Source organism: Sphingomonas sp. SORGH_AS_0879, assembly GCF_030819175.1.
Classification (GTDB): Bacteria; Pseudomonadota; Alphaproteobacteria; order Sphingomonadales; family Sphingomonadaceae; genus Sphingomonas.
In genome coordinates, this window is the sequence record NZ_JAUTBJ010000002.1 from 2,062,414 (window position 1) to 2,082,193 (window position 19,780).

General features: G+C 67.6%; 15 protein-coding genes. 5 read left to right on the top strand and 10 right to left on the bottom strand.

Going from position 1 to position 19,780, the window contains the following annotated elements; translation table 11 throughout:
- The first annotated feature begins 11 nt into the window (after nt 1–11).
- Nucleotides 12–1,199 (top strand): RsmB/NOP family class I SAM-dependent RNA methyltransferase, encoded by a 1,188-nt coding sequence (locus QE379_RS10455; protein WP_307000245.1) that lies wholly within the window; start codon nt 12–14, stop codon nt 1,197–1,199.
- 32 nt (nt 1,200–1,231) lie between these two features.
- A complete protein-coding gene (locus QE379_RS10460) occupies nt 1,232–1,735 on the top strand; it encodes a tetratricopeptide repeat protein (RefSeq protein WP_307000247.1) in 504 nt (167 codons plus the stop codon).
- A gap of 136 nt (nt 1,736–1,871) precedes the next feature.
- Here QE379_RS10460 and rsmA read toward each other — a convergent pair whose 3' ends face one another.
- The 4 genes from rsmA to QE379_RS10480 are packed head-to-tail and all read right to left on the bottom strand — an operon-like array spanning nt 1,872 to nt 7,388.
- Entirely contained in the window at nt 1,872–2,711 is an 840-nt protein-coding gene (rsmA, locus tag QE379_RS10465; protein WP_307000249.1) for a 16S rRNA (adenine(1518)-N(6)/adenine(1519)-N(6))-dimethyltransferase RsmA, read from the bottom strand.
- Entirely contained in the window at nt 2,698–3,693 is a 996-nt protein-coding gene (gene pdxA / locus QE379_RS10470) for a 4-hydroxythreonine-4-phosphate dehydrogenase PdxA (protein WP_307000252.1), read from the bottom strand. Before pdxA ends, rsmA begins: the two co-directional genes overlap by 14 nt.
- Before the next feature lie 13 nt (nt 3,694–3,706).
- Entirely contained in the window at nt 3,707–5,089 is a 1,383-nt protein-coding gene (locus QE379_RS10475) for a peptidylprolyl isomerase (protein ID WP_307000254.1), read from the bottom strand.
- A 58-nt stretch (nt 5,090–5,147) separates the two neighbouring features.
- Nucleotides 5,148–7,388: an LPS-assembly protein LptD gene (locus QE379_RS10480; RefSeq protein ID WP_307000256.1), complete on the bottom strand. Its 2,241-nt coding sequence runs from the start codon at nt 7,386–7,388 to the stop codon at nt 5,148–5,150.
- A gap of 182 nt (nt 7,389–7,570) precedes the next feature.
- On the opposite strand from QE379_RS10480, the gene QE379_RS10485 reads away from it, so the two are divergent.
- Nucleotides 7,571–9,037, top strand: a complete 1,467-nt coding sequence (locus QE379_RS10485) for a leucyl aminopeptidase (protein WP_307000258.1) — start codon at nt 7,571–7,573, stop codon at nt 9,035–9,037.
- A 20-nt stretch (nt 9,038–9,057) separates the two neighbouring features.
- Nucleotides 9,058–9,498, top strand: a complete 441-nt coding sequence (locus QE379_RS10490; RefSeq protein WP_307000261.1) for a DNA polymerase III subunit chi — start codon at nt 9,058–9,060, stop codon at nt 9,496–9,498.
- A gap of 52 nt (nt 9,499–9,550) precedes the next feature.
- Here QE379_RS10490 and QE379_RS10495 read toward each other — a convergent pair whose 3' ends face one another.
- Complete coding sequence (locus QE379_RS10495) at nt 9,551–11,275, bottom strand: ATP-binding cassette domain-containing protein (RefSeq protein WP_307000263.1); 1,725 nt, start codon at nt 11,273–11,275, stop codon at nt 9,551–9,553.
- Between the two features lie 141 nt (nt 11,276–11,416).
- Here QE379_RS10495 and QE379_RS10500 point away from each other — a divergent pair, with 141 nt between their 5' ends.
- Complete coding sequence (locus QE379_RS10500) at nt 11,417–12,376, top strand: endonuclease/exonuclease/phosphatase family protein (RefSeq protein ID WP_307000265.1); 960 nt, start codon at nt 11,417–11,419, stop codon at nt 12,374–12,376.
- A gap of 6 nt (nt 12,377–12,382) precedes the next feature.
- On the opposite strand, the gene QE379_RS10505 is transcribed toward QE379_RS10500, so the two are convergent.
- The 5 genes from QE379_RS10505 to QE379_RS10525 all read right to left on the bottom strand — a co-directional run bounded on the left by QE379_RS10505 (nt 12,383) and on the right by QE379_RS10525 (nt 19,680).
- A complete protein-coding gene (locus QE379_RS10505) occupies nt 12,383–13,105 on the bottom strand; it encodes a glycosyltransferase family 25 protein (RefSeq protein WP_307000267.1) in 723 nt (240 codons plus the stop codon).
- A 74-nt stretch (nt 13,106–13,179) separates the two neighbouring features.
- Nucleotides 13,180–14,841, bottom strand: a complete 1,662-nt coding sequence (locus tag QE379_RS10510; RefSeq protein WP_307000269.1) for a TolC family protein — start codon at nt 14,839–14,841, stop codon at nt 13,180–13,182.
- Nucleotides 14,842–14,857: 16 nt separating this feature from the next.
- Nucleotides 14,858–16,213: an HlyD family type I secretion periplasmic adaptor subunit gene (locus QE379_RS10515; RefSeq protein ID WP_307000271.1), complete on the bottom strand. Its 1,356-nt coding sequence runs from the start codon at nt 16,211–16,213 to the stop codon at nt 14,858–14,860.
- A complete protein-coding gene (locus QE379_RS10520) occupies nt 16,210–17,958 on the bottom strand; it encodes a type I secretion system permease/ATPase (protein ID WP_307000273.1) in 1,749 nt (582 codons plus the stop codon). The genes QE379_RS10515 and QE379_RS10520 overlap by 4 nt, the downstream gene beginning before the upstream one ends.
- 231 nt (nt 17,959–18,189) lie before the next feature.
- Complete coding sequence (locus tag QE379_RS10525; protein WP_307000274.1) at nt 18,190–19,680, bottom strand: lipopolysaccharide biosynthesis protein; 1,491 nt, start codon at nt 19,678–19,680, stop codon at nt 18,190–18,192.
- Nucleotides 19,681–19,780: the final 100 nt, after the last annotated feature.

The window sequence follows — 19,780 nt, forward strand, 5'->3', positions numbered from 1 at the left end:
GGTCTGTCCGCATGACGCCTGCCGCACGCACACAAGCCGCGATCGAGTTGCTCGACGAGATCCTTGCCGCTGCGGCGAGCGGCGGGGCGGCGGCCGACACGCTGATCGCGCGCTATTTCGCGACTCGCCGCTATGCCGGATCGAAGGATCGGCGAGCGGTGCGCGAACTGGTCTATGCCGCCATCCGTCAGGCTGGGCCGGTGCCTGTCTCGGGCCGTGCCGCGATGGTCGCGGTGGCGGACCGTGATCCGGCGCTCGCCGCGACCTTCGACGGGCAGGGCCATGGGCCCGCGCCGATCACACCGGACGAACCCCGCGCCGAGCGGGGCATCGCCCCCGATTGGCTGGTCGACGCGCTGACGGCGTCCGGTCTGGACGAAGCGCAACAGGCGGCGCTGGTCGATCGCGCGCCGCTGGACGTTCGGGTAAACAGCCTCGCCACGACGCGACAGGCGGTGCTGGAGCAACTGCCCGACGCAACCCCCACGCCGCTCGCACCGCTGGGCCTTCGCCTCGCGAGCGGGACGCCGATCGAGCAATCCGATCTCTACCGCGCCGGTCTGGTCGAGGTGCAGGACGAGGGCAGCCAGTTGGTTGGATCGGCGCTGGCGGCGCAACCCGGCGAATGGCTGGTGGACCTGTGCGCCGGCGCGGGCGGCAAGACGCTCCAGATCGCCGCCGCCATGGACAATCGCGGGGCGCTGCTCGCCTGCGATATCGACCGGGCGCGGTTGCAGAAGCTGCCCCCCCGTGCCGAACGCGCTGGCGCGACGATCATCGAGAGTCGCTTGCTCAATCCCGGTCATGAGGCGCAGATGCTGTCCGACTGGGCGGGCAGGGCGGACGGTGTGCTGATCGACGCACCCTGTTCGGGCACCGGCACCTGGCGTCGCAACCCGGAGGCGCGCTGGCGGCTGACGCCCGATCGCCTGGCGCGCCTGCGCATGATGCAGGAACAGGTGCTGTCGATTGGTGCCGGGCTGGTCAAGCCGGGCGGCCGGATGATCTATATCGTCTGCTCACTGCTCGATGCCGAGGGAAGGGATCAGGTCGCGGCGTTTCTGGCGGCGCATTCCGGCTGGTCGGCCGAGCCCGTCGAACCGACGGTCGGAACACCCCACGGCCCGGGCCGCAGGCTCGATCCCGCCAGCCACGGCACCGACGGCTTTTTTGTCGCCTGCCTCCGGGCGCCATGCTAGCATTCGGCTCAGTGCCCAGTCCGGAGTTCCTCATGCGTTTGACGTCCCTGGCCGCCGCCGCCGCCCTGGCGGTGGTATCGGTTTCCACCTCGCTCAGCGGTCAGCGCCCCGATAGCCAGATCGATGCTCGGTCGCTGCAACTGCTGGAGCAGGGACGCAACCTGAAGGCGGCGGGCAATCTGGATGGCGCGACCGACGTGCTGGAGACGGCAGTGACGGTCGATCCGCGCAACCGCGCCGCCTTCGTCCTGCTGGCCGAGGTCGCCGATGCGCGCGGGCTGCCGGGTAAGGCGATCCGGCTCTATCGCGAGGCGCTGTTGCTCGACCCCAATGACCTTAAGGCTTTGCGCGGGCAGGGCGAAGCGCTGGTGCAGCGCGGCGCGGTCGCGCGCGCGAAGGACAATCTCGCCAAGATCAAGACGCTCTGCAAATCCGACTGCGCCGACGCGACCGCGCTCGCCGCGCAGATCGCCAAGGGGCCGCCCGCGCCGGTGACGACCGCGCAGGTCGATACCAAGGGTCAGACGAAGCAGTAACGATCCTCCCCGCGAGCGGGGAGGTGGCAGGGCAGAGCCCTGACGGAGGGGGGCTTCCGCACAGCATGTCCTATGCCGGACGCCCCCTCCACCACCGCTTCGCTGCGGTCCCTCTCCCCGCGCGCGGGGAGGATGTTCACGCCAGCGCGCGGGCCAGGGCGATGAACTCTTCCACCGACAGCGTTTCCGCCCGGCGTGCGGGGTCGATCCCGATCGACTCCATCGCCTCGACCGCACCGGCGACCGGCTTCAAACTCTGGCGCAACATCTTGCGACGCTGGCCGAAGGCGGCGGCGGTCAGGCGTTCCAGCGTGCGGAAACTCACCCCCTCCGGCGCAGGCTTGGGCGTGATATGGACCACCGCCGACATCACCTTGGGCGGCGGGGTGAAGGCGGAGCGGTGGACCGGCATCGCAATCCGCGATTCGCTACGCCACTGGGTCAGCACTGCCAGCCGACCATAGGCCGACTGGTCGGGCGCCGCTACGATCCGCTCCGCCACTTCCTTCTGAAACATCAGCGTGCAGGACTGCCACCAGGGCAGCCACGCCCCCGACAGCCAGCCGACCAGCAGCGGCGTCCCGACATTATAGGGCAGGTTGGAGACGATGTGCGGTTTGCTCTCGAACAATTCCGGCGCGTTGATGCGCAGGGCATCGCCCTCGATCACCTTCAACCGCCCCGGAAAGGCTTCCGCCAGTTCGGCGAGGGCGGGGATGCAGCGGCGGTCGCGCTCGATCGCGGTTACGCGTCCGCCCGCCATCAGCAGCGCACGGGTCAGGCCCCCGGGACCTGGCCCGATCTCCAGCACCTCCTGGTCGGTCAGATCGCCCGGAATGGCGGCGATCCGGGCCAGCAACTGGCCGTCGAACAGGAAATTCTGGCCCAGCGACTTGGCCGCCGACAGGCCATGACGCGCGATTACCTCGCGCAAGGGGGGCAGGGGCGTGACGGGGTCCATGTCAGGCGGCGGCATCGGCCCGGCGTCTGGCGGCATCGCCTGCCATGGCGATGGCGGCGATCATCGCGCCGGGATGCGCGCGGTCCTGCCCCGCGATACCGAAGGCGGTCCCGTGATCGGGCGAGGTGCGCACGATCGGCAGGCCCAGCGTGATGTTCACGCCTTCATCGAAATGGAGGGTCTTGATCGGCACCAGCGCCTGGTCGTGATAGCAGCACAGTGCCGCGTCATAGGCGGCACGCGCGCGCGGGTGGAACAGCGTGTCGGCGGCGAAGGGCCCCGTCGCGTCGATCCCCTCGGCGCGAAGCTGTGCGATGGCGGGTTCGATCAGCTCGATTTCCTCGCGCCCGATCGCGCCGCTCTCGCCCGCATGGGGGTTGATCCCGGCAAAGGCGAGGCGCGGCGTCTTGATCCCGAAATTCTTGCACAGCCCGCGCGCTGTCGCTCGCCCCTTGGCGATGATCAGATCAATGGACAACAGCCCCGATACGGCGGCGAGCGGGACATGGGTGGTAATCGGCACGACCCGCAAGGACGGCCCCGCCAGCATCATCACCGCATTTTCGCCCGCGACCCCGCAACGCTCCGCCACGAATTCGGTCTGGCCGGGATGGCTGAAGCCGATGCCGTAGAGTTGCGCCTTGCTGACCGGTCCCGTGACCAGCGCACTTGCCGCCTCCGAGCGGACCAGCCCGACCGCCAGTTCCAGCGCATGGAGCGCACAGCGCGCGCCCTCGACATCCGGCTGGCCCGGCCGAATCTCGCCCCCATCGTCGACGGACAGGATGGGCAGTGTTTGGTCGAATGCGGCGACGGCGGCCGCCATGTCCGACACCCGGACGGTGGGACCGCTCCACACCCGCTCGATCGCGCGTGCGTCGCCGACCGCCAGGAAGGGCGGCAGTCCGGCATCGGCCCGCGCGGCCCAGGCCTTGGCGATGATCTCCGGCCCGATTCCCGCCGGGTCGCCCATCGAGATCGCGAGTGGCCGGATCATCGCTTCGGTCCCATCAGCGATATTCGATCACCGCGTCGCGCCGAAGATCGCGCATCTTCTGGTTCGCGCGCAGGTTGACCCGCTGTTGTTCGACCTGGTTCTGGATCTGGTCGCTGGTCGGCAGATTGCCCGAACGCGGCTCCTCACGGTCGCACAGCACCAGCGAGCGGACACCCTGTTCCGGCGAACCGAAGGGCGGCGTCGCCTGGCCGATCTGAAGCTTCAACAGGATTTCCTGAAGCGGCGCCGGCAACTGGCGGATGGTAACCTGGTCGTTGTCGACCACCTCGGCCTTCAAGGTCGTCGCCACGCGCTGCACGTCGCCACAGCCCCGGATCGCCTGCGTCGCCTTGGCGAATTCGGCGGCCCGCGCGCTGGCCTGGGCCTGGGTCGTGCCCGCCGGGAACTTGACGGTCAACTGCTTGAGCGACAGGCGCGAATCGCGCGGATCGGCGGTCAGCACCTGGCGCTTGTCGGTCAGATACAGGATCGAGAAGCCGCCCGGAATCTGGATCGGTCCGGCGACCTGGCCGACCTCCATCTGCTGCGCCGCCGACTGAAGCTCGGGCGGCAGTTGGGCGGCGCGGACCCAGCCCAGGTCGCCATTGACCGCGCGGGTCGACGCCTCGGAAAAGCTGCGCGCGAAATATTCGAAGGGCTGCTGCCCCTTCTGGATTTCGGCGATGATCTGGCGCGCATTGGCGAAGACCTGTTGCTGCGTCGCCTCATTGGCCGAAAGGAAGATCTCCTTGAGGTTATATTCCTCGGTGCCCTTGGCGGCTTCCAGGCGGGCGCGGATCGCATTCACCTCTTCGTCGCCGACATTGACGAACGGCTCAACGCGCTTGCGAAGGTAGCGGCTCCAGGCCAGCTCACCCTCGATCTGGCGGCGCATCGATCGATCGGACGAACCGACCGAGCGCAGAAAGGTCGTCATCGCGGTCGGCGTCTTGCCGAACTGCTGCGAGAAACGAGCATAGGCCTGGTTGATCTCGTCTGGCGTGACCGTGATGTCGGCGGTCTTCGCCTCCTGAATCTGCAACGTCTCGTCGATCAACTGACGCAGGATCTGCATGCGCAGGCGGTCGCGATCCTCGGGCGACAGGTTGGTGACGTTGTTCAGCGCCATGGCCAGTGCCATGCGCTGGTCGATGTCGGTCTGGGTCAGCACCGTCTCGTTGACGATGGCGGTCGGCTTGCGGACATTGGGGTCCAGCTTGCCGAAGAGTTGCAGGTTGGACGGGATGTTCAGCCCGCCCGTATCCGGCACCGCCTGATCGGGCACGGTCTGCGCCAGCGTGCCGGCGGCCGCGGCAGCCATCATCATCGTCACGCCCGCGCGAAGAAATCTGCCCTTGGTACGAATGTCGTTCTTCACCGTGTCTGTGATCCTCATCGCGCCTGAATGGGGCGCGTAACCGTCGCGATATGGCTCGACCATGCTGAATACCGGCTTAGCGACCGAGATTGGTGAACGCCAGCGTCAACAGGAAGCTGTTGCCCGCCCGCGCGTCGCCCGTGTTCACATAGTCCCGCCGCCAGGTGAAGCCCAGGCGGAGGCAGTCATCCTCATATTGCACGCCCAGCCGGTGGCGAATCGGATCGAAGCCGTTGGACAGCGAAAGCGCGTCCTCGGCGCGGTCGGTCAGGTCGATCACGGTCGATCCGAAGGCCGACCAGAAGCGCGCGAACTGCACCCGCCCTGCCAGCCGGACTTCCTCGCGATCCTGCAAATCCTCGATCGATGTGAAGATGTTACGGTTCAACCGAAGATAGCCCGCCTGGAAATAGGTGGAGCGGGAGCCGACCGTCGCGTCGATCTCGTTCCGGCGGACCGCGAAGCTGTCCTTGTCCAGCCGGAAGCGGTGGGTCAGCGAGACGAAATCGCGGAACCGCAGCTCGGTCCGCCCGACGATATCCGACCACCGATCCGACAGGCCGGTGCCCGGATAGAGGATGGTCGGGCGGTCGTTCAGGCGAAAACTCTGCCCGACGATCGTGTCGAAGGTGAAGCCGGGCAGGGTCAGCGCCCATTGCGCGCCATAGGTGATGCGGGTCGAATCCTCGAATCGGTCGTAACCGGGGAAGCGGTTCAGCGCGAAGAGGTTCGAGTCCTCCAGATCGACCGAGCGGGCATCCTCGTTCGGGATTTCGATATTCTTGATCTTGGGGCTGGCGACGATCTGCACGCGCGGGGTGAAGCGCTGGCTGCCGCCCCAAAGCTCACCGACGAACGGCCATTTCACATCGACCGCGACCGCGCCGATCGCGCGCCCCTGAAACCCTTCCAGCCCCTGATAGACGAGCGGGGTGGAGACGATGTTGTTGGAATTATAGGCATCGCCACGGCCATAGGCGGTGAAGGTCACCTCCTGGCCCCAGTTGGTCAGGCGGCGCAGGTCCCAGCGCAGGCTGGCGAAGGCGCGCTGCGTATCCTGGCCCGCCGTGCGGCTGATCGCCAGCGTGTTGAGCTGCATCTCGAACTTGCCGCCCAGCAGGCCGTCGTCGAAGCGGCGGCGATAGTCGACCTCTGGCAGGGCGATCGGCTGCTGACCCTGCGGATCGTTGACGCGCAGCGTTTCGACATACCAGCCGGTCAGCGAGAAATAGCTGTCCTTGTCGATATGTTCGAGGCTGGCGGTCGTGCGTAGCCGGTCGTCGCGCGAAATGTCGTAGCGACGCAGGAAGGTGCGGTCGGTGGTGATCCGCATCGACCCCGACAGGCTCCATTCGGGCGAGAACTGGTAGCGCCCGACCGCGTCCAGATAACCGCGAAACGCCTGGGTCGTGTCGGTCGGGTTCAGGGTGTTCAGGTCGTCGCTGCGGCGGCTGGCGGTGCCATAGCCGGTGACCCGGAACGCGCCCTTGGTGCTCAGCGCCTCATATTGCGCCTCCAGCATCGGCAGAACGGCGGTGAAGACATGGGGCGTGACGGTCAGCCCCCTGTTGGGCGCCAGCCGCCAGTAATAGGGGACCGCGACCTCGACCCCGTTGACCCGGTCCAGCCGGATATCGGGGGTCAGGAAGCCGCTGTCGCCGCCCGGTCCGACCGGCGCGGACAGACGCGGCAGCGGGATGGTGGGCAGGCCGAACAGGTTCAGCCGCGCGCCGTTGAAATAGACGCGCTGACGGTCGGGGCGATAGGTGACGCGGACCGCCGTGATCTTCCATGACGGCTCCTTGGGGCAGCCTTCGGAGGTTTCGACGGCGCAGGGGGTATAGGCCGCGCGTTCCAGATTGACGGTGCCGTCCTGTTGCCGCGTGCCCCGGTCGGCGGCCAGGCGTCCGCCCTGTTCCAGCACGACCAGCATATTGTCGACCACGCCGTCCTTCAACGAATCGGTCAGCTCGATCTGGTCGCCATAGGCGATGTCGCCTTCGGGATTGGTGATGGCGATGTTGCCGGTCGCCAGCACCTTGCCCGTCTTGCGGTTCCAGGTGACCTTGTCGGCGCGCAGCCGCTCGCCCTCGCGGAACATGCGCACCTCGCCCGTGGCGGTGACGATGTCGGCGTTCAGGTCATATTCGAGCTGGTTGGCGCTGAACCGCACCTGATTGGGGTCTTCGGGCGCGGCCCCTTCCGACGGCGGCGGCGAGACGGCGCGGTCCTGAAGGTCCTGCGCGGCGGCGGGCGCGGGCGCCAGCAAGGCCAGGGACAGGGTGAAGGGCAGGGCGCTGCCGGTCAGAAGCGTCATTCGCAACACGATGATATCTGGTCCGATCCTTGCCGACACGAAGAGAAAGCCGCCCCGGGCAGGGCGACGCCGCTGAACGCCCGCCTATCGCATCACCGGCGGCTTGCTGCAATCGCGCGCTTGCCACCACGGACCAAGAGCCTAGATGATAGCAACTGTTACGAGTTCATCAGAGGGTTCCCATGCAGATCGCCTTTACTTCCACCGTCGACGCCAGCGACGTCCTCGTCGTCCCGATCTCGAAGGACGGCGGGTTTACCGGACCGGCGGGGGGCGAGAATATGGCGGCGATCGGCAAGGCCGCAGCCGAGGCGGCGAAGTTCAAGGGCGAGGCGGGATCGCTGGTCGAGGTCTATGTGCCCATCGACGGTGCCGTGCGCCGCGTCGTGATGCTGGGTGTCGGCGAGGGCAAGGACGCCGAATGGCGCAAGGCGGGCGGCGCGCTGACCGCCAAGCTGCTGACCAGCGCCGGCTCGGCTACGGTGCTGCTGACCGGGCTGGGCACCAAGCCCTCGGCCGACGCCATCGCGGGATTTGCAGGGGCGGCGGTCCAGCGCGGCTGGCGTCATGACGTGTACCGGACCAAGCTGCCCGAAACGTCCAAGCCGACGCTGACCCGCATTGCGATCGTCGATGCCGGGGCGGATGCCGAAGCGGCCTTCGCCCGCGTCCATGCGGTCAATGGCGGGCTGGAGCTGACCCGGACCTTGGTGTCCGAGCCGCCGAACAAGCTCTACCCCGAAACCTTCGTCGAACGCGTGCTGGCCGATGTCGACGGGCTCGGCCTGGAAGTCACCGTTCTGGACGAAGCGCAGATGCGCGACCTGGGCATGGGCGCGCTGCTGGGCGTCAGCCAGGGTTCGGTGCGCGAGGGGCGGCTGCTGGTCCTCAAGTGGAATGGCGGCGATGTGGGTGCCGAGACGCTGGCGCTGGTCGGCAAGGGCGTGACCTTCGACACCGGCGGCATCTCGATCAAGCCCGCTGCGGGCATGGAAGACATGAAGTGGGACATGGGCGGCGCGGGTGCCGTGGCGGGCGCGATGAAGGCGATCGCCGCGCGCAAGGCCAAGGCCAATGTCGTCGGCGTCATGGGGCTGGTCGAGAATATGCCCGACGGCAATGCGCAGCGTCCCGGTGACGTCGTCACCTCGATGTCGGGCCAGACGATCGAGGTCATCAACACCGACGCGGAAGGTCGCCTGGTGCTGTGCGATGCACTGACCTGGGTCCAAAAGGTGCATGCGCCCTCGACCATCGTCGATCTCGCGACGCTGACCGGTGCGATGATCATCAGTCTGGGCAGCGAGCATGGCGGCCTGTTCGCCAACGACGACTCGCTGGCCGACGCACTGCTGGCGGCGGGTCGCGAGACGGGCGAGAAGCTGTGGCGCTTCCCGCTGGCAGATGCCTATGACAAGCTGATCGACAGCCAGATCGCGGACATGAAGAATGTCGGCCCGCGCGGTGGCGGCTCGATCACGGCGGCGCAGTTCCTGAAGCGCTATATCAATGAGGGCGTCGCCTGGGCGCATCTCGATATCGCGGGCATGGTCTGGTCGGACAAGCCGGGCGTCAACCATGACAAGGGCGCGACCGGCTATGGCGTGCGTCTGCTCGACCGGTTCGTCGCCGACCGGTTCGAGGCCTGACCGACGGGGGCGGCGCGGTCATGCAGGTCGACTTCTATCATCTGACGATCGCGCCGCTCGACCGGTTGTTGCCCGTCATTGCCGAGCGGGTGATGGCGGGGGGCAACCGCCTGCTGATCGTCAGCGCCGATGCGGGCCAGCGCGCTGCGCTCGACCGGCAATTGTGGACGATCCCGCCGGACGGCTTCCTGCCCCATGCGCAGGCGGGCGAGGGCGACGATGCCGCGCAGCCGGTGCTGATCGCCCCCGACACGAAGGCGACGAACGGCGCGCGGCATGTGGCGCTGGCCGATGGGATATGGCGCGACGAGGCGCTGGACTTCGACCGGGCCTTCCACTTCTTCGACGGCGACCGGATCGGCGAGGCACGCACCGCCTGGCGCACGCTCGCCGATCGGGAGGGGGTGGAGCGCCGTTACTGGAAACAGAACGACCAAGGCCGCTGGGAACAGGCGGCCTGACCCTGTCAGGGCAGGCGGTGCGGGCCGGAAAGCTCCGGCCCGCGACCTACCCTCACGCCGGTCGCTGATCCTCCAGCAATTGCAGGATCTGCCCGCGCGGCCCGAATGCGCCGATCGTGCCGTTCTGCATGTGCATGATATGGTCGACCCGGTTGAGCAGCGGCGGGCGGTGCGTGACCACGATCACGATGCTGCCCTCGTCGCACATGTCGGCGATGAGCTCGGCCAGCATCTGCTCGCCATCGCCGTCCATGTTGGAGGTCGGATCGTCGAGCAGGAGCAGGAACGGCTTGCCGAAGACCGCGCGCGCCACCGCGATACGCTGGCGCATACCGGCGGGCAGGGTCAGTCCGTCCCGACCGACGATGGTCTCATAGCCTTCGGGCAGGCGCAGGATGAGGTCATGCACCCCGGCGCGCCGGGCGGCGGCGATGATCGCGTCGGTGGAGGCAGCCGCATCGAAGCGCGCGATATTCTGCGCCACGGTGCCGTCGATCAGCTCGATATGCTGCGGCACATAGCCGATATATTTGCCGAGTTCCTCGGTATCCCATTGATCGAGCGACGCACCGTCGAGGCGGATCACGCCGCGCGCCGCCGGCCAGACCCCGGCCAGCGCGTGGAGCAACGCGGTCTTGCCCGAGCCGGTGACGCCCATGATGCCCAGCGAGTCCCCGGCGTTCAGGATGATGCCGATATTGCTGACCACCGGACGCTGGGCGCCGGGTGCGACGACGAAAAGCTGGTCGGTCGACATCTCGGCCTGCGGGCGGGGGAGCAGCGTGGTGACGTCGCGCAAGGGCAACTGGCCGAGCAGAATGTTGAGACGGTCGAGTGCCCCGCGTGCCGTCTTCACCCCGCCCCATCCGCTGACCACCTGATCGAGCGGCGCGAGCAACTGATAGAGCAGCAGCGCCGCGATCAGCGCGGTGCTCCAGGCCGCCCGGTCGCTGAACGCCAGACCGGCACCGATGGACAACAGGACGATGAACAGCATCAGGCGAACGCCGCGCGCCGCGCCCGCCAGCCCGACCGAACGCCGGTGCAGCGCCCGTTCGGTCAGGATGGTGTCCTGCGCCATGCCCAGCCAACGCTGGCGCAGGCGGCTTTCCATCCCCATGGCGCGTGCGGTCAGCGCGTGGCGGCGCCCTTCCTCCGCCGACAGCCACCGCAGCGGGCGCATCTCGGCCAGCCATTCGGCCCGCCGCCCCGCCGATCCGCCCATCGCCCAGCCGACCAGCCCGGTCACGACCATCGCGGCCAGACCCGCGACGCCCAGCCAGACATGCAGCGCGAACAACATGATGAGCGCGATCGGCGCGACGCACAGGTCGATCAGCGCGGCGGGCATGGGGCCGGTCAGGAAATGGCGCAACCGGTCGGCGTCATGCACGGGGCCGAGGCCATCGCCCTCCAGCACCCCGGTCCGCGCGACGAAGGCGACGCCGTCATGGACGCGCGGCGCAAGCTGCTGATCCACCGCGCCCGCCACGTCGAAGAGCAGCCGCGCGCGCAGGGTATCGAGCAGCCCGAACACGCCGTACAGCACGACACCCAGCAACAGCAGGCCCCAAAGGGTCGCGACATTGCGCCCCGGCACCGCCGCATCGGCCAGCACGCCGACCAGCAGCGCACCGAACATCAGCATGAGTTGCAGCACGACGCCGATCGCGACCGCCGCGATCACCCCGCGCCGCAAGGTCGAGGACAGGACCGCGCGGTCGTCCGGTGCGGCCGACAAGGCCGATGTACTCTCACCCCAGATGACTCGTGCCATGCGTATTTGGTCCCCTATAGTGGCCCGGCTGTAACACGGCGTCCTGCACTCCGACAGCGGCGGCGGGCGGCGAAGACGGCTCGGTTTGACACGGTTTGCGGCCCTTCTATAGCCCGCAAGCGATTGGCAAGGGGGCAATGATTGAAACGGCTCGCGCTGATGGCCGGCTGGATGCTTCTGGCCCTGGCATGGGGGCTGGCGCTTTGCCCGGTGGTGGGGCGGGTCTGGCCGCTGGTGGACGCCTTCGCCTCCTTCCTGCCGCTGGCGCTGGTGCCGCTGGTCGCGGCACTCGCGATATCGCCGCATCGTCGGCGAGCGGTGTTCCTGGCACCGGCGGCCGGGGCGTTGCTGTTGATCGCGTGGCCGATCGTCAGCGCAGTCTCCGAGAGGCCATCTGTGGGCACAATCCCGGCCGGGGCGACGCGGATCGTTCTGGTGACCCACAATCTGCACGGCGGGCGGACCAGCCCCGATCGCGCCGCGCGGGTGCTGATCGAGAGCGGCGCGGACGTGCTGCTGCTTCAGGAAGCGACCGGGGCCGAGCCCTTGTTCGCGCGATTGTCGCGGGTCTTTCCCTATCGCAGCGCGTGTCGGGGTTGTCAGTTGGCGATCCTGTCACGTCTGCCGATGGGGCCGGTTCGCTGGCGGCTGCCCGCGCGTGGGGGCGGACTGGTCGGCCCAGCGCTCTTCCGGGCCGAGGTCCCGCTCGATCGGGTCGGGACTCTGACCGTCGCGACCGTCCATGCGCCATGGCCCTTTCCGCCGGGACCGCAGGCGCGGTTCCGATCGTCGCTGATCGATGCCGTTCGACAGGGGGCGAGCGATCATCTGGTGCTGACCGGCGACTTCAACCTGACCCCCTGGGGGCGGGGCATGGCGATGCTCGATCAAGGGTTGCGCCCAATGACGCGGGTGACGCGCACGCTGTTCAGCTTCCCCGCGCGCGTCGGCGGACGGGATTGGCCGTTGCCGCTGCTGCCGATCGATCAGATTTTCGTCGGGCGCGGGGTCATCGCCGGACGGGTCGACACGCTGCCCCATACCGGCTCGGACCATCGTGCGGTGCGGGCCGAGCTCTACGTCCTGCCAGACCCGGCCTGACCGCGATCAGCGCTTGAGCGCGCGGTCCATCATGAAGGCGATCTTGCGGCGCATCCGGTCCGTCCGCAGACGCATCTTGGCGGCGCGCGTCTGTTTACCCGCAAAGCGCGCCGGACCGATGGTGGAGGGGCGATAGGCCTCCATGATGGGAAAGGGGAAGAGGCAGCGATTGGGAATGCCGTTCTCCCAGAAGCGATCCGTCTGATCGTCGATCGGGCGGACCGCGTCATTGTAGAGTTCCAGGAAGCGCGCAGCGGCCTTCTTGGTGATGAAATAGCCCTGCGCACCATAAGGCTTGCCGTAGAGGCGCACGACGTAGAAGCCCGGAACCGGCCAGTTGCGGCGATCGGGCAGATGCGGCGAGGGGAGTTTGTAGAAGAGCTTCAGATACTCCATCCCCTCGGCGGCATAGTCGATCGCGCAAAGCATCCGGATGGCCGCCCAGTCGGCGATGACATCGTCCTCCAGGATCAGATACTGGTTGGTCGTCGGGTCCGCCACCAATTGCCGCCAGAGTGCGGCATGGCTGGAATAGACGCCGATCTCGCCGGGTTGCAGCGGACGGCCATGATGGCGGATCGCGGCGGCCTCGTCATAATGGATGCCGACCGGTTCGCGATGCGCGTCGAAGAACCGCCAGTCGAGTGCCTGCCCCTCGATCGAGCGGGAAAAGGCCTCCCGCCGATCGGTGGCGCTCGTCAGGCTGATGACGTGGATCGGCGTCGTCATGGCGCTTTCCGTACGCGCATCGGTCTTGGCCACAGGCTATCCTTTTCGTCTGGCGATCGACGGGTGCGGTGCGATCAGCGCCCCATCCGTGGTTTCACGATAGCGGGGCTGGCGGGCGTCGTCACCGGGGGAGCGGGCGGCACCTCCAGCGGAACGACCGCCGTGTCGACGCGCAGCGCGCCGGAGGGATCGCGGATCGGGCGTTCGTCGCGGATGACGTTGCCGCTGACCAGATTGTCCGCCCCTGACAGCAGCGGGGTCAGCAACGGCACGTCGCCGCGCCGCTTCACGCGATCGAAATTGGCGTTGGTGTCATAGGCGGGCAGGCCGGTAATCAGCTTGGGCGCTTCCAGATTGCCCATCGCCGACAGAAGCTGTGCGCGGGCGATATATTCGCTCGCCTCGGCGGTGGCATAGCTGGTGCGGATGTTGAGCAGGTCGCGCGCCAGGTCGAGCACGTCGAGCGTGGTGCGGTCGCCCGCCTTTTCCTGGATGACCGCACCATCATAGGCCGCCTGCGCCGCCGCCGACGCGGCACGCAGATGTTCGAGCGAGGCGAGCGCGGCGCGATGCGCGTCCCAGGCCTGCGCCACCGACTGCCGCGTCTCGCGCAAGGCGGCGTCGACCAGTCGCCAATCGGCGTCATTCTGCTGCCGCGCCCGCTCGATCGACAGGCGGCGCACGCCCGAATCGATCAGCGGCATGGTGACGACCACCGAGGAGCGCAGATCGGTCGTGCGAAGCTGGTTCTGATAGAGGTTGGTGGGACCATAGGTGCCGCTGCTCTCCAGCGACACGTTCGGGTTGCGCTCCGCCTTGGCGGCGGCGACGGCGGCGCGCGACGCCTTCTCGCGCGACTGGGCGCCGCGGATGATCGGGCTGCCATTCTCCGCAATGCCATAGGCCGCTTCGAGCGAACCGACGCCCAGTGCGATCTGCGGCGGCGCGCTCAGCTCGCCCGGAAGACCGCCCGTCGCCTGGAGGAAGAGGGCCTGGCTCGCCCCCAATTGTCCTTGGGCGTTCAGCAACTGCGCCCGACCGAATTCGACGCGGGTCTGCACCTGCTGCAAGTCGCTGGAGGTGATGTCGCGGACCGCGAAACGCGCGCGCCCGTCGCTATACTGGCGTTCGAGCAACGCGAGGTTCTGCCGGGCCAGTTCCACGATGTTGCGGTCGCGGATCACCCCGACATAGGCGGAGATGACGTCGAACATGGTCGACGCCTCGACCAGCCGGAGCTGTTCGCGCTCCAGTGCGATCTGGGCCAGTGCGTTCTGCTCCTGCGAGGCACGGCGACCGAAGGACAGGACCGGCTGCGAGAAGATGATCTGCGCGGTGCTGGAGAACCCCTCCGGTCGGTTGAACAGACCGGGGAAGATCTCGCTGCGGGTACGGGTGAACTGGTGTGAGCCCTGGAGCGTGACCTGCGGGCCGTAATTGGCGCGCGCCAGCGGGTAGAGCGTGTCGACCGACTTCAGGGTCGAGCGCTCCGCCACCAGCGTCGGATTGCTCCAATAGGCGCGCGCGATCGCGGCCTCCAGCGTGGTCAGCGTCGGCGTCGCATTGGCGGCCAGCGTGCCTTCCGGCGTCTCGCGCGGCAGTTGCGGCTCCAGCGGCTGCGGCATGCCGGCGGCGGTCGGAACCTGCGCCAGCGCCACGCCCGATGCCGACCCCATCAGGGCCAGGATCGTCAATCCGGCGCATACCCCCAGCGCCTTCCCCCTGTTCACCATCATTGCCCCACTCCGTATCTTAATTGTCTCGGAAAGCCCGCTCGAACTGATCGCGGAGCGGCTTCGTGATGTAAGAGATCATCGTCCGGTGGCCGGTTTCGATGAACACCTCGGCCGGAACGCCGGGGCGAAGCTGGATCTCGGGATAGCGGCGCAACTCGGCCTCCTCGATCGCGACGCGCACCGGATAGAAGGCCTGCTTGCCCTCCGGATCGGTCGAGCGGTCGGCGGCCACGGTCACGACGCGGCCATGGATTTCGGGCGTCGCGGTCGAATTGAGCCCGCTGAAGCGGATGCGTGCCTGCTGGCCGACCCGCACCTGATCGATGTCGAGCGGCGACACGCCCGCCTCGACCATCAGCTCGTCGCTGTCGGGCACGATCTCCATGATGACCTCGGCCCCGCGCACGACGCCGCCGATGGTGTTGAAGGCCAGCTTGTCCACCACCCCGTCATAGGGCGCGCGAAGCACGCTGCGATCCTGCGCATCGACCGCCGAGACACTGCGCACCTGTTGCTGGTTCAGCGTATTGTTGATCTCGGCCAGCCGCGTGCCCGCTTCCGAACGGCGCGTCTCGCCCAGCTGGATGATCTGTTCGCGCGCCTCGGTGATGCGCGCCTGGGTGGAAGCGATATTGGCCTGGAGCGCGCCGACATTGCCCTGAAGATCGGCGGCGGTGCGTTCGAGCTGGTTGCGGCGGCTGATCGTGACCAGCCCCTTTTCCCACAGGTCCTTCACGCCCTGACGCTCGGGATTGATGAGCGCGGTCTGTTGTTCCAGCGCGTTGATCTGCGCGCGATAGGCGCCGATCTGCTGCTCATATTGCCGCACCCGCGATTCCAGCTGGGCGATCAGGCCCGACTGCTCGGTCTTGCGGATGGTGAACAGCTTGCGCTCGTCGGCCATGGCGCGCTGCGCACCCTCGCCGCCATTCACCAGTTCCGCCGGGAAGGTGATGGTCGGCGCCCCCAGCCGCTCCGCCTCCAGCCGCGCGCGCTGGGCGAGCAACTGGTCGACGCTCAGGCTGGAGAAGCGGGCATCGGCGTCGGTCACCCGATCGTCGAAGCGCATCAGCACCTGGCCCTTGCGGACCCGCTGGCCGTTCTCGACCAGGATTTCGGAAATGACGCCGCCCGCGGGATGCGCGATCCGCTTGATCCGGCTCTTTACCCCGACCTGACCGGGGGCGATCACCGCGCCGCCGATCGGGATCAGCGCACCCGCCAGCCCGAAACCCAGCACCAGCACGAGGATCGCGGTCAGCGCGATGCGGAACTGCCGCTTGGCGCTGCGCAGCGGATCGTAAAGAGGCGCCCCTTCGTCGATCGCGGTCAGGCGCGTGCCGGGGCCGCCGGTGGTGACGATGCCGTTCATGACTTGCTTTCCTCAAGGGTACGCTCGGGCGTGGGCGTGCCGTTGGGCAGCGCCGCGCGCGTCAGATGTTCCATGACCTGATCGCTCGGGCCGAATAGCTCGATACGGCCGTCACGCAAATACATGATCTTGTTGACTTGTCCCAGGACGCTGGGACGATGGGCAATGACCACCACGATCCCGCCACGCTGGCGGACCGACCCGATGGCGGCGGCCAGGGCGGCCTCGCCTTCGGCATCGAGGTTGGAATTGGGTTCGTCGAGGACGATCAGGAACGGATCGCCATAGAGCGCGCGGGCCAGGCCGATACGCTGCCGCTGCCCGGCGGAAAGTTCGCGGCCATCCTCGCCGATCTGGGTGTCGTAACCGGCGGGCAGGCTGGTAATCAGTGCATGGACGCCCGCATCGCGCGCGGCCGCGATGATCGCCTCCGACGTGGCCTCGGGGTCGAAGCGGGCGATATTCTGCGCGATGGTCCCGCCGACGAGCTCCACCGACTGCGGCAGATAGCCCAGCGACCGGCCCAGATCGTCGGGCCACCATTGATCGAGCGCCGCGCCGTCCAGCCGAACCGCGCCCGCCTGGGGCGGCCAGAGCCCGATCAGCGCGCGGCCCAGCGTCGTCTTGCCGGCGCCGCTGGGGCCGATCAGGCCGAGCGCGTCGCCGGGGTTGAGGCGGAACTGAACGCCGTGCAGCGTGGTGCGCTGCGTACCCGGCGGGCCGACGACCAGGTTTTCGACCAGCAGGCTCCGGTGCGGGGCGGGCAGGCGGGTCATGCCGGGATCGGCGACGGGCACGCGGGTGAAGAGTTGCTTCAACCGCGCCCAGCCCTGACGCGCGCCGACCAGATTGCGCCAGTTGGCGATCGCCTGATCGACCGGGGCCAGCGCGCGGCCCGACAGGATGGAGGAGGCGAAGATCACACCGCCGCTCGCCTTGCCGTTGATGACGAGCAGCGCGCCGACGCTGAGGATCACCGATTGCAGCAGCAGGCGCAGCACCTTGCTGACGCCGCCCAGCTTGGCACTCTCGCGCGAGACGCGGTTGGACAGGGTGACATATTGGTTGTTCACCCGCTCCCACCGGTCGCGCATCCGCTCGCGCATCCCGAGTGCGGCGAACAGTTCGACATGGCGCATATTGGATTCGGCCATGGCGTTGCGGACCGAGGACATCTGGTGAAGGTCCGACGACGGCTTCTTCATCACCCGGTTGGTGACCAGCGTCAGCGCCAGCAGGATCAGCGCGCCGATCAGGGTCGTGACGCCCAGCCAGACATGCAGCATGAACAGCACGCCCAGGAAGAACAGGATCCAGGGCAGGTCGATCATGGTGGCAAGGCCGGTGCCGCTGATGAAGCTGCGCACCTGGTCCAGATCGCGCATCGGGCCCAGGCCGTCGCCCTGCGTCACGCGACCGTCGAGCGACATCTGCCCCATCGCGCCCTGCACCCGCCGCGACAGCGCACGGTCCAGCCCGTTGCCGACATCGGACAACAGCCCGGCACGCAGATTCTCGAACAGCCCCTGAAAGGCATAGGCCAGCGTGACCATGATCAGCAGGCCGACCAGCGTCGGGATCGACCGCCCCGGCAGCACCGAGTCATAGACCATCATCATGTAGATGGACCCGGCCAGCAGCAATATGTTCAGGATGGCACTGACCGCCACGATCATGCCGAAGACCGATCGAAACCGGCGCAACGCCATGCGCAGATCGTCTTGTCCCCCGTCGGCTGTACGCAAAACCCGGCCCTTCCTTACGCCACATGTCCATCGCGCCGGGTTCCCCGACGCTGTCATGTCCGTGGGCTATAGGCCCGATTGGTTAACGGGCCCATTCCTGCACCACCCCAACACGGCGCAATGTCACGATAATTGCAGGTTCGGCGTCGCTTCACCACGCGGGGAATTGAAACCGTCGTAACTTTTGTCCCCAAATGACACGTCCCGGCCGGACGCGACCGGGGACGGCCGTCATGCGACCTTTCGGCGCAGCTTCCCCAGCATCGCGGCGGCATCACGCTCCAGTCCTTCGGGGCGGCCCATCGCGAACCAGATGGCGAAGCGGGTCACCAGATAGACCAGACCACCGACGATGACGCGCAGGATCAGTTCCTGGGCCAGATCGAAGCCCCCGATGACCCGCCAGCCGCGATCGGCGACGGCCCAGACGCCCAGCGACATCGTGATGCATCCGATCAGGGTGGGCATATGCGTGGCGATCTGCCGCATGATGCTGACGCCTGCCAGACGGCGGGCCAGCATCATCCCGACACTGACCTGATACAGTCCGGCCAGAACGCGCGTCGCGACGAGGCCGGGGACGCCGAAGAAGATGGCGCCCAGTACCATCAGCGGCAGGCGGACGAGCAGGACCTGCAAATCGCGCATGAACAGCAACCGGACATAACCCAGCGCCATGCCCAGCGGCGTCGCGAGTCCGGCCACGCCCTGAAGCCCGAAGATGACCGCGAACGCCTGGATGATCGGCACGGCGGGCAGCCATTTGGCGTTCAGGAACAGCGCGACCATCGGTTCGGCGACCAGCGCGAAGCCGACGCCCACCGGCACGCCCAGCGCGACCAGCAGCCGGTCGGCCTTGATATAGGCGGCGGTCAGGCGCGGCTTGTCGTGCTTGATCGACGCGAAGGCGGGAAACAGCGTCTTGGTCAGCGGCAGCGTCGTCTCGCGCGTCGCCAGATTGGCGAGGTTGAACGCGACATTATAATAGCCGAGCACGGTGGGCGTCGCGATCTTGCCGACCATCAACTGGTCCGCGCGCCAGTTGAGCGCGTTCACCAATTGCGACGCGCTGGTCCAGACCGAGAAGGACAACAGCGTCCGCCAGCTTCCCAGCGAGAAGCGGGGCAGGCGGGGCATGATGCAATAGGAGACGATGACGTTGGACGCGTACATCGCGACGATCCCGGCGACGATCGCCCAATAGCTCTGGAAATACCAGGCGACCGCGACGGCGACGATGACGTTGCTCATCTTCGATGCGGAGGACAGGACGAATTCCTGCCAGAAGACGAGCCGTCGCTGGAACACCGCCAGCCAGGGATTGGCGAGCCCCGACAGCAGCGCGCCGCCGCCGAGCACGATCAGGATGGGGATCAGCCGCTGATCGCCATAGATATTCGCGACAAAGGGGGAGGAGGCGGATAGCACGACCGCGATCGTGACTCCGCGCAACGCCGACAGGGTCCAGGCCGAATGGAAATCGGCATCGGTCGGCTCGTCCAGCCGGATCAGCGCCTGCGACAGCGACATTTCGGTAATGGAGGTGACGATCTGCATCAGCGTCGCCGCGATCGCGACCAGGCCGAAATCGGCGGGGACCAGCAGGCGCGCCAGGATGACCGTGCTGACCATCCCCGAAAGATTGACGACGACCCGCGCCGCCGTCAGCCACATGCTCCCCTTTGCGATCCGCTTTCCGACACCTCCGGCTGTGTTGCTCATGCTATCCTATTCCCGCTGCGGCCCGAATTCAGGCCGCCCGCCGCCCGCGCGACCGTGATGTGACGCGCCGCCGATACCCGCTCCATCGGGGCTTTCCTAC